At 54.5% G+C, this 26759-nt stretch carries 21 protein-coding genes and 1 tRNA gene; 11 read left to right on the forward strand and 11 right to left on the reverse strand.

Annotated features, from left to right (window positions below):
• Positions 1-22 precede the first annotated feature (22 nt).
• Genes SACSAC_RS07455 through SACSAC_RS07465 form a run of 3 tightly spaced genes read right to left on the reverse strand, consistent with a single transcriptional unit; the run spans position 23 to position 4736 of the window.
• Entirely contained in the window at positions 23-1165 is a 1143-nt protein-coding gene (locus SACSAC_RS07455) for a VWA domain-containing protein (protein ID WP_037285027.1), read from the reverse strand.
• Positions 1150-3648 carry a DUF5682 family protein gene (locus SACSAC_RS07460; protein WP_051506947.1) on the reverse strand — a complete coding sequence of 833 codons (2499 nt, stop codon included), beginning with the start codon at positions 3646-3648 and terminating at the stop codon, positions 1150-1152. The genes SACSAC_RS07455 and SACSAC_RS07460 overlap by 16 nt, the downstream gene beginning before the upstream one ends.
• Positions 3636-4736 carry an ATP-binding protein gene (locus SACSAC_RS07465; RefSeq protein WP_211251360.1) on the reverse strand — a complete coding sequence of 367 codons (1101 nt, stop codon included), beginning with the start codon at positions 4734-4736 and terminating at the stop codon, positions 3636-3638. Before SACSAC_RS07465 ends, SACSAC_RS07460 begins: the two co-directional genes overlap by 13 nt.
• Positions 4737-5118: 382 nt before the next feature.
• Between SACSAC_RS07465 and SACSAC_RS07475 the strand changes: the two genes are divergently transcribed.
• Positions 5119-5361 (forward strand): hypothetical protein, encoded by a 243-nt coding sequence (locus SACSAC_RS07475; RefSeq protein ID WP_037285033.1) that lies wholly within the window; start codon positions 5119-5121, stop codon positions 5359-5361.
• Between the two features lie 83 nt (positions 5362-5444).
• On the opposite strand, the gene SACSAC_RS07480 is transcribed toward SACSAC_RS07475, so the two are convergent.
• Positions 5445-7061, reverse strand: coding sequence for a sensor domain-containing diguanylate cyclase (locus SACSAC_RS07480; RefSeq protein WP_051506948.1), 1617 nt, complete (start codon positions 7059-7061; stop codon positions 5445-5447).
• 221 nt (positions 7062-7282) lie between these two features.
• Here SACSAC_RS07480 and SACSAC_RS07485 point away from each other — a divergent pair, with 221 nt between their 5' ends.
• A complete protein-coding gene (locus SACSAC_RS07485; RefSeq protein WP_037285035.1) occupies positions 7283-7867 on the forward strand; it encodes a hypothetical protein in 585 nt (194 codons plus the stop codon).
• A gap of 331 nt (positions 7868-8198) precedes the next feature.
• On the opposite strand, the gene SACSAC_RS07490 is transcribed toward SACSAC_RS07485, so the two are convergent.
• Together SACSAC_RS07490 and SACSAC_RS07495 are read right to left on the reverse strand one after the other, a co-directional pair.
• A tRNA-Thr gene (locus SACSAC_RS07490) sits at positions 8199-8270 on the reverse strand.
• Positions 8271-8386: 116 nt separating this feature from the next.
• The gene (locus SACSAC_RS07495; RefSeq protein ID WP_037285036.1) at positions 8387-8707 is read right to left on the reverse strand and encodes an MTH1187 family thiamine-binding protein; all 321 of its coding nucleotides are present in this window, start codon (positions 8705-8707) and stop codon (positions 8387-8389) included.
• A gap of 424 nt (positions 8708-9131) precedes the next feature.
• Between SACSAC_RS07495 and SACSAC_RS07500 the strand changes: the two genes are divergently transcribed.
• The 7 genes from SACSAC_RS07500 to SACSAC_RS07535 all read left to right on the forward strand — a co-directional run bounded on the left by SACSAC_RS07500 (position 9132) and on the right by SACSAC_RS07535 (position 19701).
• Positions 9132-11174: an anaerobic ribonucleoside triphosphate reductase gene (locus SACSAC_RS07500; protein ID WP_051506949.1), complete on the forward strand. Its 2043-nt coding sequence runs from the start codon at positions 9132-9134 to the stop codon at positions 11172-11174.
• A 43-nt stretch (positions 11175-11217) separates the two neighbouring features.
• Positions 11218-11739, forward strand: a complete 522-nt coding sequence (gene nrdG / locus SACSAC_RS07505; protein ID WP_037285038.1) for an anaerobic ribonucleoside-triphosphate reductase activating protein — start codon at positions 11218-11220, stop codon at positions 11737-11739.
• A 361-nt stretch (positions 11740-12100) separates the two neighbouring features.
• A complete protein-coding gene (locus SACSAC_RS07510) occupies positions 12101-12943 on the forward strand; it encodes a TerC family protein (RefSeq protein WP_037285040.1) in 843 nt (280 codons plus the stop codon).
• Positions 12944-13203: 260 nt separating this feature from the next.
• Entirely contained in the window at positions 13204-13653 is a 450-nt protein-coding gene (locus SACSAC_RS07515; RefSeq protein WP_037285042.1) for an IDEAL domain-containing protein, read from the forward strand.
• A gap of 649 nt (positions 13654-14302) precedes the next feature.
• A complete protein-coding gene (gene serS / locus SACSAC_RS07525) occupies positions 14303-15598 on the forward strand; it encodes a serine--tRNA ligase (RefSeq protein ID WP_037285045.1) in 1296 nt (431 codons plus the stop codon).
• A 353-nt stretch (positions 15599-15951) separates the two neighbouring features.
• The gene (locus tag SACSAC_RS07530; protein ID WP_037285046.1) at positions 15952-17538 is read left to right on the forward strand and encodes a methyl-accepting chemotaxis protein; all 1587 of its coding nucleotides are present in this window, start codon (positions 15952-15954) and stop codon (positions 17536-17538) included.
• A gap of 168 nt (positions 17539-17706) precedes the next feature.
• Positions 17707-19701 (forward strand): methyl-accepting chemotaxis protein, encoded by a 1995-nt coding sequence (locus tag SACSAC_RS07535; RefSeq protein ID WP_037285048.1) that lies wholly within the window; start codon positions 17707-17709, stop codon positions 19699-19701.
• A gap of 142 nt (positions 19702-19843) precedes the next feature.
• On the opposite strand, the gene SACSAC_RS07540 is transcribed toward SACSAC_RS07535, so the two are convergent.
• Both SACSAC_RS07540 and SACSAC_RS07545 read right to left on the reverse strand, forming a co-directional pair.
• Positions 19844-21508, reverse strand: a complete 1665-nt coding sequence (locus SACSAC_RS07540; RefSeq protein ID WP_037285050.1) for a bifunctional ADP-dependent NAD(P)H-hydrate dehydratase/NAD(P)H-hydrate epimerase — start codon at positions 21506-21508, stop codon at positions 19844-19846.
• Between the two features lie 79 nt (positions 21509-21587).
• Positions 21588-22220, reverse strand: a complete 633-nt coding sequence (locus SACSAC_RS07545; protein ID WP_037292322.1) for an NAD(P)-dependent oxidoreductase — start codon at positions 22218-22220, stop codon at positions 21588-21590.
• Positions 22221-22558: 338 nt separating this feature from the next.
• Here SACSAC_RS07545 and SACSAC_RS07550 point away from each other — a divergent pair, with 338 nt between their 5' ends.
• Positions 22559-23488 carry a hypothetical protein gene (locus SACSAC_RS07550; RefSeq protein WP_037285052.1) on the forward strand — a complete coding sequence of 310 codons (930 nt, stop codon included), beginning with the start codon at positions 22559-22561 and terminating at the stop codon, positions 23486-23488.
• A 167-nt stretch (positions 23489-23655) separates the two neighbouring features.
• On the opposite strand, the gene SACSAC_RS07555 is transcribed toward SACSAC_RS07550, so the two are convergent.
• Positions 23656-24129 (reverse strand): DUF4385 domain-containing protein, encoded by a 474-nt coding sequence (locus tag SACSAC_RS07555; RefSeq protein ID WP_037285054.1) that lies wholly within the window; start codon positions 24127-24129, stop codon positions 23656-23658.
• 12 nt (positions 24130-24141) lie between these two features.
• Entirely contained in the window at positions 24142-25209 is a 1068-nt protein-coding gene (locus tag SACSAC_RS07560) for a lactonase family protein (RefSeq protein WP_037285056.1), read from the reverse strand.
• Between the two features lie 285 nt (positions 25210-25494).
• Here SACSAC_RS07560 and SACSAC_RS07565 point away from each other — a divergent pair, with 285 nt between their 5' ends.
• Positions 25495-26424, forward strand: a complete 930-nt coding sequence (locus tag SACSAC_RS07565; RefSeq protein ID WP_037292325.1) for an ArsR/SmtB family transcription factor — start codon at positions 25495-25497, stop codon at positions 26422-26424.
• 86 nt (positions 26425-26510) lie between these two features.
• Here the strand turns inward: SACSAC_RS07565 and SACSAC_RS26910 are convergent, their stop codons facing one another.
• Positions 26511-26738, reverse strand: a complete 228-nt coding sequence (locus tag SACSAC_RS26910; protein WP_051506950.1) for a hypothetical protein — start codon at positions 26736-26738, stop codon at positions 26511-26513.
• Positions 26739-26759: the final 21 nt, after the last annotated feature.

The raw sequence follows: 26759 nt of genomic DNA on the forward strand, positions 1-26759 counted from the left end.
AGTAAGCCTCCTAAAATAGAATTTAGTTAACGATACGTCCAATCCATTCGGCGAGAGCATCCGGCGTCAACGCCGCGACCTCCGCCCCCATATCCGCGAATGTGCGCGCCGCATGTTCGTCGTACATCGCGTGGCCTTCAAAATCGAGCGCGGTCAACACGAGTAGGCGGCAGCCCGCGTCGAGAATATCTTTTCCCGCATGATACATCTGGGACACCGGATACCCTTCTACCAGATCGCTGACCAGAATAAACAAGGTGCGTCCCGGATTTTCGATCAGCGTCTCGCCGTAGCGCAGTGCTTTGGCGATGTGCGTGCCTCCGCCGAGCTGCACGCTCATCAGCACATCGACAGGGTCTTCCAGCCGCCCGCTCAAATCGACGACTTGGGTATCGAAGACGAACAGGCTGGTTTTAAGCGAATTCAATCGGTAAAAGATGCTGGCCATCACCGAGCTGTAAATCACCGAATCCAACATGCTGCCGCTCTCGTCCACCGCGATGATGACATGCCATTTGTTATAAGGCTGAACGCGTCCGTCGAAATAAAGCCGATCCACGACGAAGCGTCGATTCTCGCGATCATAGTTTTTCAAATTGCGGGAAATGGTCTTCTTCATGTTGAGGTTGCGCAGCGTGCGAACACGTCCCGAGGTATAGCGGTTGCGCTTGCCGACAATGCTTGCTCTGGCGTCGGACTCCAACTTGCGCCGCAGATCCTCGACCACCTGACGGACGATCTCTTTGGCGCTCGCGACCACTTCGCCTTTCATTCGACCTTTGAACTGTAAAATGTTCTTTAGCAGGTTCATGTTCGGCTCCAGCGATTCGAGCACGGCTTTATCGGTCAGCAGCTCGTTCAGACCGTAACGGCCCAGCGCCTGCTTTTCCAAAATTTCGACCGTTTCTTTGGGAAAAAGTTCGCGCACCTTGCCCAGCCAGCCCGGAACGGTCAGATTGGAGCCGCCGCGTCCTGCTTGCTTGCGCCGGTATCCTTGCTCTTCGCCGTATTCGCGGTCGTACAGATAGCCGAGCAGCTCGTCCAGATCTTGGTAAGCGAAGCTGTCCGCGGCATAACTCTCCGTCTCGCTCAATGCCTCATCGGCTGAAGGGCCTAGCAGCAACCGCCAACGATTCAACGTCTCGGTGCTCATTCCAGTTTCCATAAGGCAAACTCCTCCCGTATCGCCCGATCCAGCTCCCGCGCCGTACGCAGCGTATGCTCATCGACGGCGGGCATTTCCAGACGCGAAGCCGGAATACCATGTAATCCGGCAACTTTTGCCGCGATGCGCGACGTCTCCGGCGGCGTGAAAAAGGTAAAGGCCAATCGCAGTTCCGGCAGCATCCGCAAAAACTCTTCATGCGGCAGTCGTTCCAGCAGGATGCTCAGATCGGCAATCAATTGATCGTCTTGCATCAACGCATCCCGTGCCAAGGCGAACAAGCCCTGCAAATACTCGGCGCTCTTGATCGCTTGATCCGGCGAACCCTGCATATAAGCACGTGCCCGATTCGAGATTTCGCTTCGCTCCCGCTCACCCAGACGAACCAAAATGGCGACGACGGCTCCTTCCAGCCGCGGAGCCAGATCGGATACCGCCAGCAACTCGTTCAAGCGGTCCCGGAAATTCTCGTCCGCTGCCGATGCGCCTTCCACAGCGTCCGTTCGCCCGACAGCGTGCATATAAAGCAGCTTCAGCCCTTCCACCGCCTGCGGCTGCTCGTCCGGATTCAGACCGTTCAGTCCGGGTAATCGCGATACGGAGGCGGCATAAGATTCATTCGCCAATCGGCGCAGCCGAACCTCGTCTACGACGCCCAGCAATCTGCGGTGCGAGCGAATCCGGTCCAGATTGTCGAGGGTATCGCACAACGACAGGAAACTGCCGTCCTGGCGCAACGCAGATTCAAGACGTTCAAACAAGCGTGACGACAGGCTTTCCAGCCCCATCACTAATGCTCGCAGCAACCATAAAGCAACTTCGCCGCTATGATGCTCGGGCACTTTGTCCAGTTCTTCGACGATCCGGGCTTCTGCCGCTTCGGCCACCGTTCCCCCGTAGATCGAATTTTCGATCAGACGGGCTTCGGTACGCGAAGAATAGGAATAGGTCCAGCTCTCTCGCACAAGATTCATATCCCGCCGCGCAATCCAGTCCGGTCCGGATTCGCGCTTGGCAAATTCCGAACCGAGAAACTCGGCGCAATGCAGCAACCGGCTTGTTTCGCGATGCGCAGGCTTGGCGTAAGGCTCCAGCGTCCGGCGATGCCGGCCTGTCGATTTCACGTTTAGGCGACAGAGGGCGGCACGCTTTTTGAAGTCTTCCACGATCGGCACCGCGAACTCGTTCGGCGCGACTTCCCCGATTCGGTCGCCGGTCATCAAGCCGAGCAATTTTTCCAACGGGCGATCCGATGCCCGTGTACGTTCGCCTTTGATAAACGAAGCCGTCACCGCATCCATCAGCTCATAGGCACCGCCCTGGCTTTTGTTTCGAAGCGCCGCCAAACCTTGCATCATACCGTAAGCTTCAATGCCGTCCGCGGTCGATACCGCTTCGGATTCTCCCCGAAGCTCTTTGCCGAGTTGGGACAAAAGCTCAAGGCCTGTCCGGTCGTAGGGCTTGGGTTCGCCTTTGACGATCTTTTCCCAGGTTCGATCGTAGTATCCGACATGGGGCATACCGCTGGCATAACCGTTCAGTCGATCGGCTTCCTCGAAGGTAAATACCATCGGGTACATTTGCTTGCGAATAACTTCAGCCTCTTGGGAGCTTGCTTGGGCGCCGAGATCGGTTTGAATCGTATTGACGTCTCCCGAAGCGCTTGCTTTACCCTGGGCTGACGATTCCGGTACTTCCTCCGGTTCAGCGACGATCAGCCCGTAAGTATGAAAGCCTCCGGTTACAACCAATATGCGCGAATACTCGGCACGCGCTGCCCGGATATGTTCGCGCATTCGGACTTCGCGAGCCAGATCGCCTTCCGACGCTAAACGTTCAGACGAATAAGTCATGCGGGACAACGTGCAATAGGTGAACACGCTCTGGACAAACTCCCGGGTATCCCGGCTCAAGCCCCCGACCTCGAAAGCCCGCTCCCACAATTCATCGAAGCTGCGCGCGCGGCTGGTTCGGCACAGCCGCCCCATGAAATCGGAACCCGCCAGCAACGCCTCGTCCTGAGCGGACGCTTTGCCTCCCTCGTCTGCCGTTTCCCGTCGTCCCCGGTAGTCGAGATCGATAAAGCGCGCAGGTATTCCCCGTGCAGACGCTTCGCGGATCGCCACGTATTCCGGCGAATAATCAAGCATCGGGAAATAGCAGGAACCCCGGCCGTTCTCGTCTTCATACCCGTGATAGAGACTGACCGGGGCTTGGGTAGCCGGATCGGCCAGTACCGGAATTAACGGGCTCCCGCTCTCCGGCCCTTCAATCAGCACAATGTCCGGTTGATAGTCTTCAAGCGTACGCAGCAGATGATACGAACAAGCCGGACTATGATGCCGAATCGGAAAATGCACGACCGGCCCGCTCAGATCGAAGACTTTTTCCGCAAATACGGCCTTGAGCTTCGCAAGCTCTGCCTCCGTATCAGGAGGCAGCGCAAGCTTTTCGCTCTCCGCCGCCGGATTCAGCCGATCCATTTTTTCTCCTTATAATACGCGTCCCATAGACTTTCGGTACGCGCGCGCTCCTTGACCACTTTGGAGAAGTAAGCCTTGAGCACGCTCAAGTCCTTGGTGCTCTCCTTCGCGACGGTTCCCAGCATATTCTGCACCAGCCGCTCCATCGACAGACCACCTTCTTCATAATAGTAGGAAGTCATGGCGCTCTGGACATAAACGGATACCGCTTCGGCCGTACTCATGACCGCCTGGGGAACCTCGATCTTATAGCCTTCGCGCGTGCGTCCGGTACGCAGCTCAATGAAAGTGGTCGCCAGCAGTTCCACGACGTCCGGATCTACCTCAATATCGACGCCGCTGTGGCTGAGCAGGTTGGATGCTTGCGATTCGATGATCTTCGCTTCCATTTTGACGTTCTCGATCGGGCGGATGGTCTCGAAGTTGAAGCGCCGCTTGAGCGCGCTGCTCATCTCGTTGACCCCTTTGTCGCGAATATTCGCCGTCCCGATCACGTTGAAGCCCGGTTTGGCAAACAGCACGCCGTCCGCAAGTTCAGGAATATTCATTACTTTATCGCTCATGATGCTGATTAGGCTGTCCTGCGCTTCCGACGGACAACGGGTGATTTCCTCAAATCGGGTAATCAAGCCATGCTTCATCCCCTGGTACAGCGGAGACGGCACGAGCGCGGCTTCGGAAGGTCCTTTGTCCAGCAGCATGGCGTAGTTCCAGGAATACTTGATCGTATCTTCCGTCGTGCCTGCCGTGCCTTGAATGGTGTTGGTGCTGGTGCCCGAGATCGCCGCCGACAGCAGCTCGCTCAGCATCGTCTTGGCCGTGCCCGGTTCGCCGACCAGCATGAGTCCGCGGTTGCCGGCCAGCGTCACGACCGCCCGCTCGATCAAGACATCGTTCCCGTAAAACTTTCGCGTAATATGTATCTTTTCTCCATCCAGCTCAACCGGCTTTTCCCGTCCGATCAAAAAGTCGCGTACAGCGGCGGGAGACAGCTTCCAATTGGGTGGGCGTTTGCCGAGTCCTTCTGCGGCCAATGCGGCCAATTCCCGCTCATGCAATACTTCCGCAGGCGGCTTGATCATCTCGATGGTCATAGCGTTCCTCCTCCAAACAGATCATACGTTCTCATTTTTCTAATATGTATTTTATCATATCTGACTGGGCATTCGCGAGAATCTATAATAGAAATGAGCGGGATGTCCTGTTCCATTGCCGACGATTGGGACATCTCATCCTCATAACGACGGGTTTCCGGGACCAAAGTCGCTCTCTTTCGTTGCTTTTCCCGCGGCTGCACGTCAATACGTCGAAACGCGAACTCAAGCTTCCTACGTCTCCAAAAAAGCGCCTTCATCTTTTTTTTCAAAAAAACGAACTCTCTTTCCTTTCCGCGCGTATATGAAGCAAGGAACGGAAGCGGATCGCTCGTTTCCTCCCTTAATTTTTTTACCCACTAAAGGAGGCTACCGCATGACATTCTTCTGGATTTTGTTGATTTTCGTCCCTGTCGTTTTGTTGATATCCGCCCTTAATCCCAACCAAAACAAATCGCGTTCGCGCAGAGACTACCGCTCCGGATTCATGCACGACTCGGGCAGCAATTATTCCGGTGATTACGGCAATCATCACTCCTCGAATCACTGCACCGGCTCTCATTCCTCTTCGTATGACGGCGGCAGTTGCGATTCCGGCGGCGGAGGTGGCGGGGAATGAGCTCCGAAGACGAACATGCAGCAAAAAGAACGCGTTGAATCCCGCAGTCGGGAAGCACGCGTTCTTTTTAAATGGCGAAAATTCTATACGACCACCCGATCGCGACCGCTCTCCTTCGCCCGATACAGCGCACGGTCCGCCAGCTCGAACAGATCGTCGATCCGCGTCGATTGCAGCGGACTGACCGCCCCTCCGATGGATAAAGTAACGGGAATGCGCAGTTCGTTTTCATGCGCGGCCACGGCCAGACGAAGGCGCTCCGCCATTTCGTACGTCTCCGGCAGATTGTATCCCGGGAGCAGCACCATGAATTCTTCGCCTCCGTAACGCCCGCACAATTCCCGATTTCCTACCGTTTCTTCCAATGTGCGCGCCACGCCGCGCAGCACCGCGTCGCCTGCCGAATGACCGTGACGATCGTTGACGGATTTGAAGCGGTCGATATCGATCAACAGCAATGCAAACGGACGGTTGTCCCCCTCCATCTTTTCCAATATTTCATCCAGCGCACGTCGATTCAAGAGTCCGGTCAGCGGGTCTTTTAACGCAAAATCGTTCAGATCCCGGTTCTGCCGTTTCATCTCGCGCACCGTGCGCATGACGGCCCGGTTCAGCAGATCCGCCTCGCGGTTCCAGTGACGCCTGACGGAAGGCATGGCTTCGTCCTGCGGACGGTCGGCTGCGCGTACCACGAAGTCGGCCAACGATACGAAAGGAGCCGCCAGACGGCGAGCCAAGAACAACGCGGAAGCCGCCAGGATCAGAAAAGGTCCCAATACCACAAGCAGCGTCCCCCGCATTTGCTCCAATTGCTGCGCCGTAATGAGGCTGGTCGGCGTCTGCACCACAATACCCCAGCGCGTGGCCGGGACATAGGCGTAACCGACCAGATACCTTTTGCCTTCCGTGTTGATCAACTTCTCCTGCCCGCTGTGCCCTTGAAGCAAATGCGCGACCGCCGGATTGCCGCTGACGTCCTCGCCGGTTCGATCTTGATCGGGATGGTAGACCAGCCTGCCCTCGGCATCGACGATATAGCAATACGAACCGCTGGCATCAATCTGATTTTCCCCGAACAATCCGCCCAGCAAGTTAGGAGCTTCCAAATGAAGCACGCCGCCGACAATGCCCAGATAGGCGCCTTCTTCAGCGAAGATCGGTTCCGTCACCATGACCGCCATGCCGCCGTGAACATCCCGGTAGGGCGGCGACTGAAACTGAAGTTTGGCGCCGAGGGCTTCGCTCATAAGAGCAGGATCGATATCCATCGCTTTGCCGCCCTGTCTGCCTCCTTCGTACGTCGCGGTCAATTTTCCGTCCGTTCCGGCCACGAACACTTCCGCAAAATAACCTCCGCTGTCGTACAGCAGTCGCAGTTCGTCTTGCGTTTCGGACGATACGCGCAGCACCGCCATCTCGGCAAATTCGCCGGCGAAGGCGGTTAAACTTTTGCTGATCGAGACGAACAATAAGTTCATCCCATGCCCTACGCGTTCCGATTCCCGGAAATTTGCTTCCAAGGTCCGCTCTTCCAATAACTGTTGTTCCGAGCGATACGAAGCAAATAACGTAATGACAAGCGTCATTACAAATGTCAAAATGACGAGGCCGGAAAACAGCGCACGCAAACTGACCCTGCCTTTTGTTTTGAAAAGCCCGTCGTCATGCCCCTTTTTCCGATCGCCCGCCTTCGTTCTCACTGTGTCCCTCACCTTTTCGATCGATTGAATTCTTGTTGCCGAATGACTTTCTTTCTATATATTACGGCACAATTTGTCGATTATTTAGGGATTTTATCGAAGAAGTTGGTGGAGGGGGAAAGAAAGCATTGAATCTGAAGAGTATAGTTGCTACAGACAATGTAATGCTATATAAAATGACTTAAAGCTACATTTCGTTTATAGCGATAGGAGGATTCATATTGTCATACTTTTTATCAATTCAAATTTGGCCAGCCATAGTTATTCTTGCTATCCTTATGTTACTTGAGCTTATAGGACTGATGCGTTTTTTTAAGCACTTGAAAAAGGTCTTTCGAAGAATCTCGGCTCCAATTCCTTCAACTCCATTCAAAAATATAGAAAAAATTTTCGAGTCTTATAGGTTAGTTCCCGAAAGAAACCTCGATTTTTTTAAATTATCTTTAGAATCTGAAGATTATAGTAATGATTTTTTAAACCAACTTATCGACTACATTCATAAATTAATTTTTACAGTAGCTTTAGCAGGACTAACTTTTGTTATAACCATTACTGTGGCACAATTGACATTTTTCAAAGACAATAGAGAGCTTCAGCAAGATCATGCTAAATGGATAGAGTCTATTGAAAGTATGTTTGAAATTTTAAACCAGGGAATAAACGGATTCAGCACAATTCTATTCTATTGTTTAATCGTGTTTATTTTTGCTTGCTTTCATGCATTTGTAAGCCATACAAAAGAATCGCATAGAAAAAAACATCTTAAAATTATCGAGAAAGTGGAACAGCAAAGAATGAACCAATAAAATACATGCTCAAAAAATTTCACAAAAAAAGACATAACAAGAGAGGCTCAGCGCTGGTTTCCCGTCTGAGCCTCTTCCGTTCCTCAACCTAGGTTGTGGTTTGACCGTGTGGCGACGCCACATCTAGAAATTACCCGGAATGCAGATAATTATTCGGCACTTTATGCATAAAAAAATAAATAAAATTAGAGTTTATTTTTACTGCTTAGAAAGCCTGTCGTTGATTCAGAAATTTCGCTTTAACCAACTAAAGGTTAGAAGTTTGTTAGAAGTTTTCTCAAAAATGCAAAAACGCGGACTCCCGAAAACCGGAAATCCGCGCCATGCTTAATGCTGATGAAGGGAATTGAACCCCCGACCTACGCATTACGAGTGCGTTGCTCTACCCCTGAGCTACATCAGCATACTCTGTTAACCTTGCTGTCTTAGCAGCAACGAAATACATTATACACCTTTCTCGGGGATGCGCAAGGTACTTCTCCAAAAAAGTAAAAATAGGTCTTTCTCCTTCATTAATCCCTATTCTGCCGCGCCTCGTTCAGCCAACTTGGCTTGGACCGAAGCGAGCTTTTGCACGGACGAACCCGCTTTGTCGCGGCGGTCGTCGATCTTGATCGACGTCGAGACGCGCTGCGCGCCGGATTCGAAAGTATGTTCATGCAGTTCTTTGACCGCGGCCAAGATTCGATCCAGGGGTCCTTCAATGATGGTACTCATCGAAGTCAGCTCGTACGTTACGCCTTCGATACTCGCCAGCTTCCGCTGCATGTCCGCCACGTACCCGCTCAGACTGGTGTTTCCTGTTCCGATCGGGATGATCGTCACCTCTGCGATTGCCATTTCAATCTCCTCCTTATGGCTTGCATCACCCTCTCCTTGTCATGAAAAGGATGAGCTGTCAACTCCGTTTTTGCGTCTTTTTATTGTACCGCGAACCCGTCCGAAAATCGAATTTCGACGCAAACCGCACCACTATGGGCTTCGCGTAAAAAGGGCGTTTTCAACCTTGACGATTTGATTAAATTTTCAGCCGGAGTTTGTGTCCATTATGTGGCAACTCGTATCATTTCGCTTCACAGATACCATATATAGGTGTAAATTAAGTAGCCGAAGGCCAAATATGGTGTTTGGTATAAAACGTACAAGACCGCGATTCCTCATTTCGGAACCGCGGCTTACATATTTTAAGACATAGAGATTGCTTCCCGGCCGCACTACGGACAGGCATCGGAAACGAACTCATATCGAAAGGACGGAATCCACAATGAGCACAACTCTTCCACTTTTCCCGGCGACGCGCAGCAAAGAAATCGACGCGCTTGAGGAAATCACCAAACTCGGACGCGATATCGCGGACAGTCTCGACACCGAGACGCTGCGCGAGAACGCGAACCTGAACGGAGACAGTTTTTCCGGCAAAATGAGCAAATTCGGCAGCGAATACGCGAAATGGTACGCGCGCCTGCATATTCTGCCGAGAGAAGTGGAAGCCGCCATTCGCGGGAACACCGTCTATGTGCATGACCTGGATCATTATGCGGTCGGCACGACTAACTGCATTTTCATTCCCTTCGACAAATTGCTTGCCGAAGGCTTCAGCACCGGTAACGGCGATCTGCGCACCCCGCGCACGATCATGACGGCGATGGCGTTGGTCGCGATCATTTTCCAATGTCAGCAAAATGCGCAGTACGGCGGCGTGTCCGCGAACAAACTCGACCACGATCTGGCGCCTTACGTCGGACGTTCCTTCATTAAGCATTTCCGCAAAGGACTGTCGTACTTCGAAAGCTTCAAGGAAGGCAATGAGATCCTGACAGGCGCTGCTGCTCCAGAAGGTCCTGCCGATAAAGAAATCTATATGGATAACACCGATCTGCGCGACCGCTATCCGCATGCTTACCGCTACGCCTACCAAGAGACGCGTCAAGAGACGTTCCAGGCGGCGGAAAGCCTTGTCCATAACCTGAATACGATGTCGAGCCGCGGCGGCGGCCAGATTCCTTTTACCAGTATCAACTACGGCACGTGCACATCGAGCGAAGGCCGTCTGGTCATGGAAAGCCTGATGGAATCGACGATGCGCGGACTCGGTCAGGGACAGACGCCGATCTTCCCGATTCAAATTTTCAAATGCAAAAAAGGCATCAACCAGGCAATCGGCGAACCGAACTACGATCTGTTCTTGAAAGCGATAGAATGCTCGACCAAGCGCTTATATCCGAACTTCGCCAACCTCGACGCGCCGATCAATATGGAATATTACGTGCCGGGCGATCCGAATACGGAATTCGCGACGATGGGCTGCCGGACTCGCGTCGTAGCCGACCGTTTTGGTCGCAACCACCTGTCGGGCAAAGGCAATCTGTCGTTCAACACGATCAATCTGGTGAAGCTGGGCATCGAGAACGGTATTGCGCTCGGCGAGCGAAAATGGGCCGACGAAGAGGGCTTTTACGAAATGCTGGACGAAGCGCTTGATATCGCCATGACGGGTCTGCTGCACCGTTACCATATTCAAGCGAAACAACCTGCCAAAGCGTCCGACTTCATGATGCGCGAAGGCGTATGGGAAGGCGGCGACGCGCTGGGTCCGGACGATAAGGTCGAAGATTTGCTCAAACACGGCAGTCTGTCGATCGGCTTCATCGGCATTGCCGAGTCCATGAAAGCCATGTACGGCAAGCATCATGCGGAAGACGAAGACGTCTATGCCAAAGCGCTGGCGGTCGTTCGTCATATGCGCGCTTATTGCGATGCCATGAGCGAAAAGCATAATCTCAACATCACGTTGTTCGCGACTCCGGCTGAAGGTCTGTCGGGCAAGTTCACCAAGAACGATGCCAAAGAGTACGGACCGATTCCGGGCGTAACGGATCGCGAATATTATACGAACTCGTTCCACGTGCCCGTCTACTTCCAGACGCCGGCGGCGCGCAAAATTTCGCTCGAAGCTCCGTTCCACGAAGTCTGCAACGCAGGCGCGATCTCGTACATCGAGCTGGACGGCAATGTGCGCAGCAACCCGGAAGCGTTCCGTAAGATCGTGGCCTATGCGCTGGATCAGAACGTCAGCTACTTCAGCATCAACCACCCGATCGACCGCTGCACGTCATGCGGTCACGAAGGGATCATCGGAGAGTCATGCCCTTCTTGCGGGAAAAAGGAAACGGAAGTGCATATCTCCCGCCTGCGCCGCGTTACGGGTTATCTGACGGGCGATTACCAGACTCGTTTCAACGGAGCCAAACAAGCCGAGGTGCGCGACCGCGTGAAGCATGCCGGACAAGCAGCGCCTCGACAATAAAAAGTTGCCAGGCCGCTCTTTTGCGGTAAGGAGGTGTTCGATCATGAATCTTTGCGGGTATTATCCCGAGTCCATTAATGAAGGAGAAGGTCTGCGCGCCTCGGTCTTCATCAGCGGCTGCAAGCATTATTGCAAAGGCTGCTTCAGCGCGCGCACCTGGAATTTCGACTACGGCGAGCCGTTCGACGACAAGCGCCAACGCGAAATCATTCGGGAAATGGCGGAGAATCCCCTGCTCGACGGACTGACGCTTGCCGGCGGCGATCCGTTCTTTTCCGCGGCGGAAGCAAGTTCTTTCATTGATCTGGCGCGCGAGAGCATCCCCGAGCTGAACGTGTGGATGTATACCGGATATACGTTCGAACAGCTTTCGGCTACACCGGAATCGGACGAATACGGACTTCTTCGGCGCGGTCACGTCTTGGTAGACGGACGCTTTCAGCAGGAATTGCGGGACGTGTCGCTGCTGTACCGGGGAAGTTCCAACCAGCGGCTGATCCGCATTCCCGAAAGTCTGGAGCGCGGCGAGGTCGTATTATGGGAGCGGGAAGCTATTCTTTTTTGACCTTATGTAAACATTGCCCTATATAAATCCAGTTCAGTATTTAATTGTTGACAACCGGCTTAGTCTTGAGTAAGATAAGCTTAAATTTACGCAAGACCCCACAACCGCATACTTGATCTTTCCTTAACCGGGTAAGAGGGAGTAGCTTTTACATCAAAGTCGTCAATACGGGATCGCATCCCCGGCTTTGTTGGCAACCATCGTTGTTAGCGAGACTTTTACCGCTTTAGGTTACGTTTGTTTATTTGCGCATGGTCGCATATTCATTCGTACCCTTTGGCGGTAAAAGTCTCTTTTGTTTTATTGGGGTCTTTTCGTAAACAGAAAGGGAACTCATCCCACATTAAAAGGAGAGAAGCAGATGGATTTGTCGTTGATGCTTGAATACGGATGGGTACTGCTCGTACTGATCGCGCTGGAGGGCCTGCTTGCCGCGGATAACGCGCTCGTACTGGCCATCATGGTTAAACCGCTTCCGGAAGAACAGCGTAAAAAGGCTTTGTTCTACGGTCTTGTCGGGGCGTTCGTGCTCCGTTTCGGTTCTTTGTTCGTCATCTCGTTCCTGGTCGACGTCTGGTGGATTCAGGCGATCGGAGCCGCGTACCTGCTGTTCATTTCGTTAAGTCATATCATTAAAGCCATTCGCAGCAAGCAAACCGAAACCGACGAAGCGGAAGAATCCGCGGAAGGCAAAGGCGTCGGCAAGAAAAAAGTCAGCTTCTGGGGCGTCGTATTCAAAGTCGAACTGGCTGACCTTGCATTCGCGGTCGACTCCATTCTCGCAGCCGTAGCGCTCGCGGTCGCATTGCCTCCAACCAACTTGGGTACGATCGGCGGTCTGGATGCCGGACAATTCGCCGTTATCTTCGCAGGCGGTTTTATCGGTCTCGTCATTATGCGTTTCGCGGCCAACCTGTTCGTAGGCCTGCTGCACTCGCGCCCGGGCCTGGAAACAGCAGCGTTCGTTATCGTAGGTTGGGTCGGCGTTAAGCTCGGCATGCATACCTTGGGTCACGAAGCCATCGGCCTGGTTCCTCATGACTTTGTCGAAGGCACGATCTGGAAAACGACATTCTATGTCGTTCTCGTCTCTATCGCTTTGATCGGCTGGTTCACGTCGAAGAAGATCGAAGAAAAAGTCGACGAAGAGCCGATTCGCGAAGTCGAAGAACAAGCGAAAAAGCTTCCGAAACTCGATAAGTAATAGATGCAATAGACGATGTTCCCGGTACCGGAGGAGTCCTATAGGACCCTCCGGTACTTTTTTGCGTCCGTGAAAAGAAGCGCGTATCGGAAGAAGTTCCTATTAATCTTTTACGAGTAGATTTTGCGAAATCTTTTTAAAAAATCTATAAACTTTCGTTTCCCTTCACCGATAAATAAAATATCAAAACAAAACAACAACAAAAATCGACAAAGTAATCTACTAAACGACAAATAATGAAAGAGAGAGGTGCAGCAGTCATGATCACGCTGAATACACAAGGAATCAAGGAAGTTCTCCATAAACAAATTACGAAGTTTTTCGAAGCAGAGCCGGTTATGCTCGAACTGACGCAGGACATTCAAAATAACGATGCCGAAGCTGGACAGACGCTGCACTTCTCCAACCCGCACTACTGGGTGAAAGTGATGGATTGCTCCTTCGAGAGCTACGTCAGACCCGTTATCCTCTGCGAAGTGATCTACTTCCTGAAGAAAGAATACATGGACGCCGAAGTCGAAGTGAACGTGGATATCGACCTCTCCGCCCCTGCCGACGAACGCATCACGATCTCCGCGACGGTCAGCTTCAACGACCAAGTCGACCTGGAGCGCACGGAGCTGAACAACCTGATCGACCTGGCCCTGCAACTCAAGGACAAAGAATGGTTCGAAGAGCTGTCGAGCCGCTACAACGCCATCAGCGCTTAATTTCGAAACCTAACCGCAAAATCCTGTTCCGGAACGTGCCGGACGGCAAGCAAGTTAATCAGCATTCGACAAAATCGGACACTTTCACTTCCCATCGTCGCTCGTCCAACATTCGAAAGATTTTGCAGCTTTTTCACCTTAGGGTGTTCCGCGGCTTCCCGGCCGGTATCTCTCAACTGGACTTCGCTTCCGACGCCGAGACCCGCTTCATCATATCTTTTTCTTCTCCTTCCCTTCCGGTGCATCTCTCCCCGACTTATACGTAAACGAGATGCGCCTTCAGGCTCCGGATTCCCCCGAATCCGGGCCTCTTTTTGTTTGGCCGAACTCACGGTTGACGGCGCTTCGCTCCGGCGTTATACTAAAAAACATAATTTTAGAACTCCACTATGCCGATGAAGAGAATCCAACTCCGAGGCGTTTTCGTCAAGGGTCGACAGCCGGTTCCGACAAAGTACGGACTGCCTGTCATCGACCGCCTAAGTCAACCGGCATTCGCCCGTTATCGCGAAACTCCAGAGCGGATCGCTCCTTCGGGAACGGTCAAATTGGGTGGCACCGCGAGCGTAGATAAACGCCCCTCGTCCCAAACGAGAGGGCGTTTTTTGCGTTTTTTTCACACCAATCACTCAGAGGAGCGTGTATGAACATGATGGATATTCGAACGATTCGGGAGCAAGCGGCACAATTTCAAGCGGCAGCGGACGGAAAAAAAATCGCGATTTCGATCGAAGAATTACTGGAGACGGATGCGCGCAGACGCGAGCTTGCAAGGCAAGCCGAGGAGCTACGCGCGCGGCGCAACCGTCGTACCCAAGACATCGGCGCGAAGATCGCGGCAGGCAAACAAGAAGAAGCGCAGGCGGAAAAAGAACAAATGCGCTTGGATCGGGACGAATTGGCGGGGATCGAAGCCGAACTGGATACCGTGCTTCAGCGCTATCGCTATTTGATGGAACGCGTGCCGAATCGGGTATCGCCGGATACGCCGACAGGCCGTTCGGACGCCGACAACGTGGTATTGAGCGAGAACGGCCAGCCTCCGCAATTCGATTTTCAAATGCGAGATCATGTCGAACTTGGCGAATTGCATGGATTATTCGACATCGAGCGCGGAGTCAAAGTGGCCGGCAGCCGCAGCTACTTTTTGAAAGGGGACGGGCTTAAGCTTCAGCGCGCCGTCCAGCAGCTTGCCCTCGATGTGCTGGAAGAACGCGGCTTTACCGCTATGGATGTTCCGCTCATGGTTCGGACGAAAGCGATGCAAGGCACCGGGTTTTTCCCGACCGGGCAGGATCAGGCGTACCGAATCGAAGGCGAAGACGCTTGGTTGGTCGGCACGTCGGAGGTTCCGCTGATTGCTTACTTTGCGGAAGAGACGCTGGATGTCACGGAACCGATCCGCGTCGCCGGCATCTCGACCTGTTTCCGCAGCGAGGTCGGATCGGCAGGTCGGGATGTGCGCGGACTGTATCGGGTGCATCAATTTGCCAAAGTCGAACAAGTGGTGATCTGCCGGGGCGAGGACGCCGAATCGGAACGCCTGCTGCAAGAAATCACGCGCAACGCCGAAGATTTGCTGGACCTGCTTGAGCTTCCTTATCGCAAAGTCGCGGTCTGTATCGGGGATATGTCGCAGAAAAATTATAAACAGTACGATATCGAGACCTGGATGCCGAGCCGCAATGCTTACGGCGAGACGCATTCGGCATCGAATGTGGGCGACTTTCAGGCCAGACGTGCCGGATTACGCTATCGGGACGAAGACGGTAAACTGAGTTTTTGTCATACGCTAAACAACACGGCCGTCGCGGTTCCCCGCCTGCTCATTCCGCTGCTCGAAAATCATCAACGCGAGGACGGATCGATCTATATCCCCCCTGCGCTTCGCCCGTATATGGGAGGCCGCGAAATGTTGCCGACTCCGGTTACGGAGACTGAATAGCCTTTTGAAAGGCGCGCCGCAGCTGCTTTTCCTTCGGGAAACGCGGCTTTTTTGTATTGCTGACTGTCTGGGTTTTGATAGATATAAAATATATTTTTTTACAATTATGAGGGTTTGCTCTCAAAAAATAAGAAGCACCGGACGAAAAATACATTATCAGCTTTTGAAAAAAAACCAGGTACAACCAACCACCGGGCAAACCGCCATCCGATCCGCACCACTGCGGTACCTCCTTCCGAAATCCCGCCGACCCGACGTTTTCCATGAACCCGCGGGGGGAGCTTTGGTAGGGATCGGACGATTTGCGCGACGGGAAGGCTGAACCTAAAAATAATAAAACGGAGTGATTCGGGATGCAGTGGTTCAGAAATCGAAAAATTTTTACCAAACTTATGGTGGTCGTCATGACGCTTACCGCTCTTACGGCAGGCGTCGGTCTGTATGGTCTGTACAACATCAATATGATGAAAAGCAATTTGAACGAGCTTTACAGCGACAACATGATGCCGCTGCGCCAATTAGCCAATACGGAAACGTCGCTGCTTAAACTTCGAGTGACTTCGCGCGATATCGCGATTGCCGAAACGCAAGCGCAAAAAAGAGAAATCGCAGATACCATCGCTCCGCTTAGCGAACAAGTCGATACCAACATGAGCGCGTACCGTACCAGCACGCTGAGCGCGGAAGAAACTTCGCTGCTTCAAGAATTCGACAAGTATTGGTCCGAGTATCAGCAATTGTATGCCAATGCCGTTCAAATTGCGGAAACGTCCACTAATGCGGAATTCCAAACGTACGTGACGGATGAAGTCGGCCCGACCAGTCAATCCCTGTACGAAACGATCGAAAAATTGGGTGCGCTGAACGAACAACAAGCGACCACGACCGATATGCAAGCGCAAGAAGACGTATCCCGCGCCACGCTGTGGACAACGGTTATCATTGTGGCTTCGATCGTGTTCGGTCTGCTGCTCGTTGCGCTCGTCACGGCCATGATCAGCAAGCCGGTGAAAAAGATGGTCGGCATCGTGAAAAATATCGCCGACGGCGACATGCGCGAAAAGTCGGAATATCAAGCGAAAGACGAGATCGGCGATTTGTCGCTGTCCGTCAACAAAATGGTCGATACCCTGTCCGCACTGATCGGCGGTATCCAGGATTCCGCGCAAAACGTGGCGGCTTCCTCGCAAGAAATCTCGGCGAGCACGCAACAAATTGCCGGGGGTACATCGATTCAAATGCAGTCCGCTCAAGCGATTAACGAACTGTTCAAAGATATGGCCGTTGCAATCGAGGATGTTGCCAAAGGCGCGGAAGGCGCTGCCGAATTGTCGAACGAAACGGTAGAAATGGCGCATTCCGGCGGCGAAACGATTCAACTCGCCCTGAAAAGCATGGAAGACGTGACGCAGCAGGTCGGCAAGCTGGAAGAACACTCGGCCAAGATCGGCGATATTATCAACGTGATCGACGATATCTCGGCCCAAACGAATCTGCTCGCCCTGAATGCGGCGATCGAAGCGGCCCGCGCCGGCGAATCGGGCCTCGGCTTTGCCGTGGTTGCCGACGAAGTCCGCAAACTTGCGGAACGCAGCGGCGCGGCGACGAAAGAAATCACGTCCATCATCCGTTCGATGCAGCTCAATATCGAAAAAAGCGTGACCGCCGTCAATACCAATCTGGAGCATGCCAACGATTCGGGCCGGGCGTTCAACGAAATCATTGACCGTCTCGGCAATACGTCGCTCAAAGTCAACGGCATCGCCGCGGCCAGCGAAGAACAAGCGGCGCAAACGGCGGAAGTAATGCGGACGCTTACGGGAATTACGATTGCCAGCGAAGAGTCGGCAGCAGCCAGCGAACAGACCGCTACGTCTTCCCAAGCCCTGGCGCAGCTCGCGGACCAACTGCATCTGTCGGTATCGACGTTCCGGGTATAACCGCTTTTTACGTAAAATCATAAGGGCCGCCGCCGTTGTGGAAGGTTTGATCTTCCGACGGATGCGGCCCTTTCTTGCTGCTCTTTTCTTCGTATGTAAATACCGACCAAGCACCTGCCGATATAATACCGGTCGGTGATACTTAAATAGAGAGAGGGAAGAACGGATATGACATCCATGAAAACAAAAATGATCCTTCCGCTAGTGATCGTAATGGCGCTCGTTTCGGCAACCATTGCCGGTGTCGCTTACAAGTTGACCGAGGACAGTCTTCTCCGCAAAGAAAACACGACGTTGATTACGGCAAAGATCGGATTGGAGAACGCGATCATTGCCCGACAAACCGCGGAAGACGTCATGGAACAGGAAATGATCGCACAATCCGTTCTACTCTCGTACATGTACGAAGGCGATGCCCTGAATTATGAAACGCTGCAGGCGCTTGTACAAAAATCCGGTATCGATGAAGTGTGGATCTCCGACGAGCTGGGCAAGCTTGCCTTGACCAACTTCGGACAAAACGTCGATTTCGATTTCGGAGCCGATCCGAACGCGCAGGCTTACGAATTCATGCAGTTGATCGAAAACGGCGAAGCTCCCGTGTCTCAACCGGCCCAAAATCGTACGGTCGACGATAAGCTATATAAGTTTGTCGGCGTCTCCGGCTGGTCTGCTCCACGAATCGTTCAAGTGGGACGGGACGGAGCGAAACTGGCCGACCTGGAACAGAAAATCGGAGCGGGAACCGTCCTGACCTCCCTAAAGGAACAGCTCGGCGAAGACGTCAAGTTCGCGGGCGTACTCGACGCTTCCGGACAATTGACTTTTTCTACCGAAGCCGAAGGCTTCCAACCCGATGCCTCGCTCGCCTCCCTGCTGCAAACCGGCGCGAACGGCGGACAGGCCGTGCTGGATGCGTACAACGGAGAAAAAGCCGCTTACCACTTTGCCAAGCTCTCCAACGGCGAAACGCTCGTGTTAGTCTTGTCGGACGAGGTACTGGACACGATTCTGTACATCACCCTGCTGACGGCGGTAATCGGCCTTGCGGTCGCGGCAGGCCTTCTATTCTTTGTCATCGGACGGCAGATCAAACGAATCGGCGCCCTCCGTCAAGCCGTAACGGAAATCGCGGAAGGCGACGGAGATCTGACGCAGCGGCTGACCGTCGGCTCGAAAGACGAAATCGGACGGTTGAGCGAAGCCACCAATCTATTTATCGCCAAAATTCAGTCTATCGTGTCGGAAGTGAAAGAATCGACGCTATCAGGCGCTTCCGGAGCCAAAGAAATCAATCAAATGACCGGAGATACAAGAAAAATCTCCGTAGATATTCACGGATCGATTCAAGAAATCGCTTCGTCCACTTCGACTCAGGCGGAATACGTCGAGCAAGGAATGCGCGAAATTCAAGGCCTGGCCGAAGGCATTTCGAGCAGCCGTTCCCATGCGGCGGAATTGAACGAGCAGAGTCTGTTCGCGATCGAACAAGAAGGCAAAGGAAATCTGCTGATGAGCGACTTGCTGGACGGGGTTCGCACGAACGAAGCCGCTTCGCTTTCCGTCGAAGACAAACTCGGAACGCTGATGCGGAATATCGAATCGATTCACGTCATGGCTGCCGATATTCAGCGCATCTCCAGACAGACCAACCTGCTCTCGCTCAACGCCGGCATCGAAGCGGCGCGCGCGGGAGAACACGGCCGCGGCTTTTCGGTCGTGGCTAGCGAAATCAACAAGCTCTCCGAAGAAGTCGGAGTCTCCGTGAACCGCATTCAGGATCTGGTTGCCAACGTGATCGAGTCGGGAGCGCAGACCGTCGAAGCGATCCAAGCCTCCAATCGGCAGACCCGCGCCCAAGAAGAAAAAGTCCGCGACGTGTCGGGAATTTTCGCGGGCATGCGGGTTTCGCTTCAGCAAATGAGCAGTACGGCGCATGATTTGACCGCCGAAATGACACATATGAATCAAGGCAAAGAACATATGCTGGAATTCGTTCAGATGGTTTCCGCGCATGCGGAACAAGCCGCGGCGAGCACCGAAGAAATTCTGGCAGCGATCGAGTCGCAGACCTCCGGGTTCGAAAGCGTGGACGATCGTTCGACACGCCTTCGCTCGACGATGGAAAGCCTTGAAGAAGCGGTGAACCGTTTCAAAATATAAAAAAACTCGCCAGTATTCTGTATCAAGTGAAGGTCAATCCGAAAGTCGATGGCCTTCGGCATTCGGCTATTGTACCACTCGAAAAAAAGCCCGCGAAAACGCGCTATGCGTTTTCGCGGGCTTTCATTTACAACCGCTCAAGCTACAGGGCTTCGATCACGTCGCCCGCCAGCAGGGACGCCGGATGTTCGCGCAGCTCGGCGGCGCGTTCTCCCGCCCGTCCGTGCAGATAGACGCCGAAAGCGGCCGCTTGGATCGGAGAAAGCTTCTGCGCAAGGAGTCCCGAAATCACGCCGGTCAGCACATCGCCCGTACCGCCGGTCGACATGCCGGGATGGCCTGTCGTATTGACGAACACCGTTCCATCAGGCGAAGCAACGACGGTGCGCGCTCCTTTAAGAACGAGCGTCACGTGATGCTGCTTCGCGTACTTGCGTGCCGCTTCGATGCGGTCTTTTTGCAGTTCGGCCGTCGGAATGCCCAGCAGACGTCCCATTTCGCCGGGATGCGGAGTCAGAACGACATCTTCATGATGTCCCCAATCCGCGATGAAATCGCCCGCGTCGGCCAGCATGTTCAATCCGTCGGCGTCGATGACAAGCGGCACGTCGGATTCCGTCCATAACTTTTTCAGCCATTCCGTATCGCCGTCAAATCGTCCGAGACCCGGCCCTACCGCCAGCGCGCTCATCTTCTCGGCCAGCTTCAGCACGGTATCCGCGGAATCGCGGTTCCAAGAGTCGCCCGCCGCCGCTTCGGCAACCATAAGCTCGGGGACATGGCCGACAATGCCGGGCAGCAAGGCTGCCGGGAGCGCCCAGGTCACCAGACCCGTGCCGATCCGAAGCGCCGCGCGCGAAGCCATGAGCCCGGCTCCGCTCATCAAGCGGCTGCCGCCGACGATCAGAGCGTGACCGTAGGTGCCTTTGTGGCTGTCTTCTTCGCGGTTGCGCGAGGTATCGATGTTCAAGGCACCGCGCAGCGATTGTTCCGTGATCAGGTAAGCGTTCGGCAAGTCTTCGATCCGGGACGCGGCAAGCTGCGGAATTCCGACCGCCCGCACGCGTACCTCGCCGGCCGCTTTCGCTCCCGGATACTGCGCCAGACCTGTTTTCAAAAAAGCAATGCATACGGTCCGTTCGGCACGAATGCACGTCTCCGCCGTCTGCCCGGTGTTTGCATCCAAACCGCTCGGAATATCGGCCGCCACAATCGGAAGACCGCTGCCGTTGGCGGCTTGAATCAAGCTCGCGTAAGGCTCGCGAGGTTCGCCTCTTGTTCCGATTCCGAGCAAAGCGTCGACGATTCCCGTATACGGAGCAAAATCGACGTTCGATACTTCGCCGGAACCCGGCACCGTTTGTACGGGGATGTTTGAACGGCGAACGGATTTCAGCTGCGCGGCGGCTTCTTCGGAAAAACGTTCCGGACTTTCCGCGCACAACACGGACACCTGGATTCCGGCATCCTGCAAATAACGCGCCGCGACCAGACCGTCGCCGCCGTTGTTGCCTTTTCCGGTCAAGATCAGCCAATGTTCGCGCTCGACTCCTTCGAACGGAGCAATCAGCGGATCGTTCAGTACGGGAGCCGCAGAGGTTACGCCGCGCTTCGCCGAACCGTCAGGCCGCGTCCCCGCGCCGCGATTGCCGGTGACGGGCAAATCGCGTCGCTGTCGGATCAAGTCCAATACTTCTTCGGCGATGGCTCGCCCGGCGGATTCCATCAGGGAAAGCGACGGAATCCCCAATTCTTCGATCGTATAGCGATCTATGCTTTTCATTTGCTTCGGCGTAACGATGAGCATGGTTGTCACATTCTCCTTCCGGAATTGCCGAATTCAGTCAGGGCTTGGCAAGCGTCGGACATTCGGTTCGGTCACGCGATCAATAAGCCACCGTGAAACGCGAGCGGATAAAGTTCGGATCGTCCAGTTCGTCGATGACCGCTGCGGCAAAATCTTCGATGCTGATCCGGCTGTGTCCCTCGTCATCCGTCACCAGCATCGACATGCCGACGCGGAAATTGCCTGTGCGCTTGCCGGGTTCGATCCAGGCAGCCGGGCTGACATAGGTCCATTCCAACTCGCTTTCGGCAAAAATCTCATACGCTTCGGCATGGGCTTGCGCCAGCGGAAGCAGTTCTTCCGGATAGTCCGGCGCGTCCATGACGCGAACGCCGGGAGCCGTCAGCAGCGTGCCCGATCCTCCCGCCACAATGACGCGCTCGACGCCTGCCGCATGCGCGCCTTCCAAAATCAAACGTGCCGCTTCCGACAATAAAGGACCTTCGCCGGGCTCCGTTCCGAATGCGCTCAAGATCGCTTCGCAACCAGCCGCCGCCGAAGCAATCGCGCCCGGCGCAAGCAGGTCTCCTTCACGCACGTGCAAAGCTGCGTGTTCCTCTTGAAGCAGGGACGGGTTTTGCATCAGCACCGTCACCTCGCATTTGCGATACAATGCCTCTTTTACCAAGCGGCGGCCGATCGGCCCGTCCGCGCCCAATACCAATATTTTCATCATTTCCAATTCCATTGTCGATTCCGTCCTTTCGCTGGCTGCTTGCGCAGTCCTGTATTGATCCGATAATAAAGCCTTCTTGATTCCTATACCCGTTTCTGGGAAATATCTTGCTTCCCCGCGAAGCGAATTGTACGCGCACCGAACCTTTTTGTCCATGCAACGTTGCAAAGAAGAACTCAAATCCGCCATGACTCCCGGCTTCGTGCTGCGGAATGGCGAGCAATAAGCTTTGCGCATTGAGCAAATTCGAACCTTAGAAGCTTGAAGCCGCCCCGGGCTTGTGTAATAGTGGGTAAGACAGGTTTATGCGATGCGCGAGAGGAAGGCGAATCAGAATGGAAACGGTGATCGGGCTGGCTATGGCAGCCTTTGCGATATGGATTTACGAACAAGCCCGCCGCGCTTTGGAACGGCGGGCAACCAACCGCGAGCGAAGGCTGCGCTCGGCGCTCTCAGCGTTGGGTTCGGCGTCTGCGCTGCTCGATGAAGCATTGGACGCCCCGCTTGCTTCCCTAGCTCCGGAATTGGAAACCCGGCTGCGGGAACGATTGCTGCTGTGCCAAGGCATGCAAGGCTTTGCATCGGATTTGGACGGTCAATTGGCCTTGTATTTGCACGGCGAAGAGAGCAACCGCTTACCGCTCCTCCACGAAGCGCTGCATCGCGAGCTGGAACGGACCCGCCACGAGCTGGCCGTGCTGCTCGAACACGAAGAGCGCCCGTCCTGGGGCGGCGGATTCGTCCGCCTGCTTGCGCCGGCGCTCGTGCCGGCGCTGCTGGCCGCGGCCGGAGCGGCCGGCTGGCAGTTCGCCCGGGAGCCGGAGCTTGACGGCTCTCCTTGGCTGCCGCTGCTTCGCCTGGCTTCCTGGCTGCTGGCGGCTTTGCTTGCGGCGCGGCTGCTGGAGCCGGGCTATCGGGCCGAACGGCCCGTCTTGCGGCGCGTCGTGCCGCTGCTGGCAGCCGCTCCGGCGCTGCTGAACCCGGCGCTGGGCCTCGAAGCCGCGCCGTGGCTGCTCATCGCGCAGCTGCTGCTCGCGGCGGCCGGATTCGCCGCGCTGCGCCCTGCCGCCTCCAAGCGGCGGGAGCGCCCTTACGCCGGGCACTCCCCGCAGCTGCGCCCGGTTGCGGCGCAGCCCAAAGCCGTCCCCGGTCCCAGCGCCGGGACCGAACTGACCGCTGCGCCGATCGGCTCGCGCAGCGCTCGCCCGGAGGCGCCCTCCTCCGGCAACGCCGCCGACGCAAAGGCCGCATTATCTTCACGCTGAGTACGATCCCGGCCCCGAAAGCCGTACATCTTGCGGCTCTTAAATGTTAAAACCGCAAAAAAGGCCGAAGAGCGTCAATCTCAAGCTCTTCGGCCTTAATGCGTCAAGAAAGTCTACGGTCGCCGTAAGCGAGAAAAGCGCTCTGCGATTAGGGCGTGTGCGCAAACTTAACGATGTGCATCTTTAGCCGCCTTTTCGTGCTTCTCTTTATGCTCGTCTTTCATCCGAAGATAATCCTGATCCGTCTTTGCCTTTTCCAATACTTGTTTGAAAATCTCCGCAGACTTCGCCTTCTCGGGATCGCCTTTGTTGATCGACAACGTCCCGTTCTCCGCATATTTGCGGCCGCCTTTATAATTCGTATAACGCCGCGCCCGAGTATGACCCATCTGCAAAAATTTCCGAGCCATGTCCATGCCTACGAAATCGTCGTTCTCCTTATATTCAAGAAACATCTCATAGATCTTCTCCGACGACTCGCGCGCGATCTCCGGGGTCTTGAAGCGCCAATGCGGCAAAATTTCGCTTTTATAAGGCTGTACCAAAAGCACCCCCTGCTCTCCGCGTCCGACACGGTACAGCTCAGGGTGTTTTCTCAGATCCAAATTTTCGTAGTCGAGATCATAATCGAATGCTTTCATGCCTTTTGCCTCCTAAATGATCCAGTCTTCCGCTTCCGGAATCGGACGAATGCAAACAGGGCGATTCAGCTCCAACGCGTATCCCGTCGGCGTCAATCTTCCGTCCTCTTTGCCCGCGCGGAAAGAAACGATGCTGCCGCTCTCCTGGTTAGCGACCAGCAGCAATCCGTCGACCAAGGCAAAATGACGCGGGATGCGACCGCCCGAAGAAACTCGTTCGACTAAAGTCAAAACCCCCGTCTCCGGATCGATTGCAAATTGCGTCAGGCTGTCTTCGCCGCGATTCGAGACATACGCATAACGTCCGCATGGCGATACGGCTGCATGGGCTGCGGTATTCGCCGGATCGGCGGCTTGCGCTTCAGGCAGCAGCAGAGTCCGCTGAAGCGGCTTGAGCCTGCCGCTCTGCCGGTCATATTCGAAAGCCGTCACGGTATTGTCCAGCTCGCCGGAAACGTAAGCCCATTTCCCGTTGGGATGGAACACGAGCGTTCTCGGTCCGGTTCCCGGCGGCAGCTCCGTGTCATCCTGCTTGAACAACCGTTCGTCTTCACGCGTATATTTGGCGATCCGGTCAGTGCCCAGATCCGGAGCGAATAAGAAAGCTCCGTCCGGCGAAGGGACAAAGGCGTGCGGATGCGGACCTTCCTGACGATCCGGGTTAGGACCCGATCCGTTATGCTGTACGCAGCTCGCTTGCTCCAACATGCCGTGCTCCCGAATAGACAGCGAAGACACGCAGCCCCCGTAATTGGCAACCAGCAGCATTTTTCCGTCCGGCGTTGTTTCCACATAACATGGCGAAGCTCCCTCTGACGGCTTACGGTCGTTCAGATGCAGCTCTTTTGTCTCCGAATCGATGGTATAGGAGAAAATCTCACCATATTCCTTCTCGCTGGCCGCATACAGATGGTTTCGGCTTGGACTGACTGTCAGATATGATGAATTTTCGATACCTCCCATTCCCGAAACGACGCGCATCTCACCGCTGACCGGGTCCAGAATGCAATGGAACAAACTCTCTTCCTCTTCGGAAGCATAAGTGCCTACATAGAAATGTCTTTCCCGCTGAACCGTCATCTTTTCATTCTCCTTTATGATCCCGATGCTTGCTTGCCAGAGTGGGTATATGATTCTTATTAACGAGAAATAGCAACTCCTGAAACGAACTCGCCGAAATTCGCCTGAATTCGACAGTCGAACGGTGCATTACGACCGCTATTCGGCACAGAATCGCCCCGAAATTCGTAAGAGATGTCGAGAACGCAATGTTCGGGGTGTGCTTTTAACCGCGCTGCATTATATACTGTTAGGAATAAGATGAGTTATCGAATCGTTAAAAAACATTGCCATTTGGAGGAAGCCATGGAACTCGATATTACCGAACAATCGCTGCCCGTGTATGAAGCGCTCGCCAGCAAAGTCCGCCTCAATCTGCTGTCGCTGCTCGCCGAGCGGCCGATGAACGTACGCGAGCTGGCCGAAGCCTCGAATCTGAGCAGCGCCATTATGACGATGCATGTACGAAAACTGGAGAACGCGGGACTGATTCGCACCGAACGCATGGCGGGCCGGGGCGGAGCGCGCAAAGTCTGCTCGTTGGCCGAAGATCGCATCGAGATCATTTTGCCGAAGGCCGGAAGCGATCGCCGCTCCGTCCATCCGGTCAATGTGCCGATCGGCCATTTTACGGATTGGGAAGTGCATCCGACCTGCGGATTGGCGACGACGGAGAAAATGATCGGCCAGTTCGACGATCCGCGATTCTTCCTGTCGCCGGAGCGGGTGAATGCTTCCATTCTATGGTTCGGACAAGGGTTCGTCGAATACCGCGCGCCGAACTTCCTGCTATCCAGCCAAACGCCCGAAGAACTGGAAATCTCGATGGAAATCTCGTCCGAAGCTCCGGGCATCGACGAAGAATGGCCGTCCGATATTACGTTTCATTTGAACGGCGTCGAGCTGGGTACCTGGACGAGTCCCGGCGACTACGGCAAACGGCGCGGCAACCTGACACCGGCCTGGTGGCCGAACGACATCAATCAATACGGGCTGTTGAAAAGGCTCAAGATCAACCGCGGCGGCACCTTTATGGACGGGACTCCGCTGTCTTCCGTCACGCTCGATCAAATCTCGCCTTCGAGCAAGGAATGGAAGCTTCGGATCGGCGTGCGCAGCGAAGCCCAGCACGTCGGCGGCGTGACGCTGTTCGGCAGCGGCTTCGGCAATTACAATCAGGATATTTTGTTCCGGCTCTATTACAGGGATGCGGTCAAGCCGGAAACGCAAGGTTAAAACGCCTGAACCTCGCAGCCCCGGTCGATACGGCATGTCCGTATTTGCCGCGCCGCGAACCAAACGAAAAAAACGAGCTTGCAGCGTTAGTCTTCATACGCCGCAAGCTCGTTTTGCAATGCCTCGAGTTCCGTTTTCGCCTGTTCCAGTTCGGCGCGCAAATCGGATAGCCGCTCTTCCGGCCCGCCTTGCGAATCTTCGATCTCGGCTAACAATCGCGCCGCCCGATCATCCAGTTCGCCGATCCGGTATTCCAGGTGCGCAACGTCGGAAGCGGCTCCCGCTTGCGAGCCGTCCCGCTGCGAGTAGGTCATGTTGTCGTCCTCCTTCGCTTT

The sequence above is a fragment of the Saccharibacillus sacchari DSM 19268 genome, assembly GCF_000585395.1.
GTDB lineage: Bacteria > Bacillota > Bacilli > Paenibacillales > Paenibacillaceae > Saccharibacillus > Saccharibacillus sacchari.

Coding starts and splice junctions, on each gene's coding strand:
- SACSAC_RS07455 (WP_037285027.1), bottom strand. CDS start 1,165: ATGGAAACTGGAATGAGCACCGAGACGTTGAATCGTTGGCGGTTGCTG.
- SACSAC_RS07460 (WP_051506947.1), bottom strand. CDS start 3,648: ATGGATCGGCTGAATCCGGCGGCGGAGAGCGAAAAGCTTGCGCTGCCT.
- SACSAC_RS07475 (WP_037285033.1), top strand. CDS start 5,119: ATGACATTCTTCTGGATTTTGTTGATTTTCGTCCCTGTCGTTTTGTTG.
- SACSAC_RS07495 (WP_037285036.1), bottom strand. CDS start 8,707: ATGGCAATCGCAGAGGTGACGATCATCCCGATCGGAACAGGAAACACC.
- SACSAC_RS07500 (WP_051506949.1), top strand. CDS start 9,132: ATGAGCACAACTCTTCCACTTTTCCCGGCGACGCGCAGCAAAGAAATC.
- nrdG (WP_037285038.1), top strand. CDS start 11,218: ATGAATCTTTGCGGGTATTATCCCGAGTCCATTAATGAAGGAGAAGGT.
- SACSAC_RS07510 (WP_037285040.1), top strand. CDS start 12,101: ATGGATTTGTCGTTGATGCTTGAATACGGATGGGTACTGCTCGTACTG.
- SACSAC_RS07515 (WP_037285042.1), top strand. CDS start 13,204: ATGATCACGCTGAATACACAAGGAATCAAGGAAGTTCTCCATAAACAA.
- serS (WP_037285045.1), top strand. CDS start 14,303: ATGATGGATATTCGAACGATTCGGGAGCAAGCGGCACAATTTCAAGCG.
- SACSAC_RS07530 (WP_037285046.1), top strand. CDS start 15,952: ATGCAGTGGTTCAGAAATCGAAAAATTTTTACCAAACTTATGGTGGTC.
- SACSAC_RS07535 (WP_037285048.1), top strand. CDS start 17,707: ATGACATCCATGAAAACAAAAATGATCCTTCCGCTAGTGATCGTAATG.
- SACSAC_RS07540 (WP_037285050.1), bottom strand. CDS start 21,508: ATGCTCATCGTTACGCCGAAGCAAATGAAAAGCATAGATCGCTATACG.
- SACSAC_RS07545 (WP_037292322.1), bottom strand. CDS start 22,220: ATGAAAATATTGGTATTGGGCGCGGACGGGCCGATCGGCCGCCGCTTG.
- SACSAC_RS07550 (WP_037285052.1), top strand. CDS start 22,559: ATGGAAACGGTGATCGGGCTGGCTATGGCAGCCTTTGCGATATGGATT.
- SACSAC_RS07555 (WP_037285054.1), bottom strand. CDS start 24,129: ATGAAAGCATTCGATTATGATCTCGACTACGAAAATTTGGATCTGAGA.
- SACSAC_RS07560 (WP_037285056.1), bottom strand. CDS start 25,209: ATGACGGTTCAGCGGGAAAGACATTTCTATGTAGGCACTTATGCTTCC.
- SACSAC_RS07565 (WP_037292325.1), top strand. CDS start 25,495: ATGGAACTCGATATTACCGAACAATCGCTGCCCGTGTATGAAGCGCTC.
- SACSAC_RS26910 (WP_051506950.1), bottom strand. CDS start 26,738: ATGACCTACTCGCAGCGGGACGGCTCGCAAGCGGGAGCCGCTTCCGAC.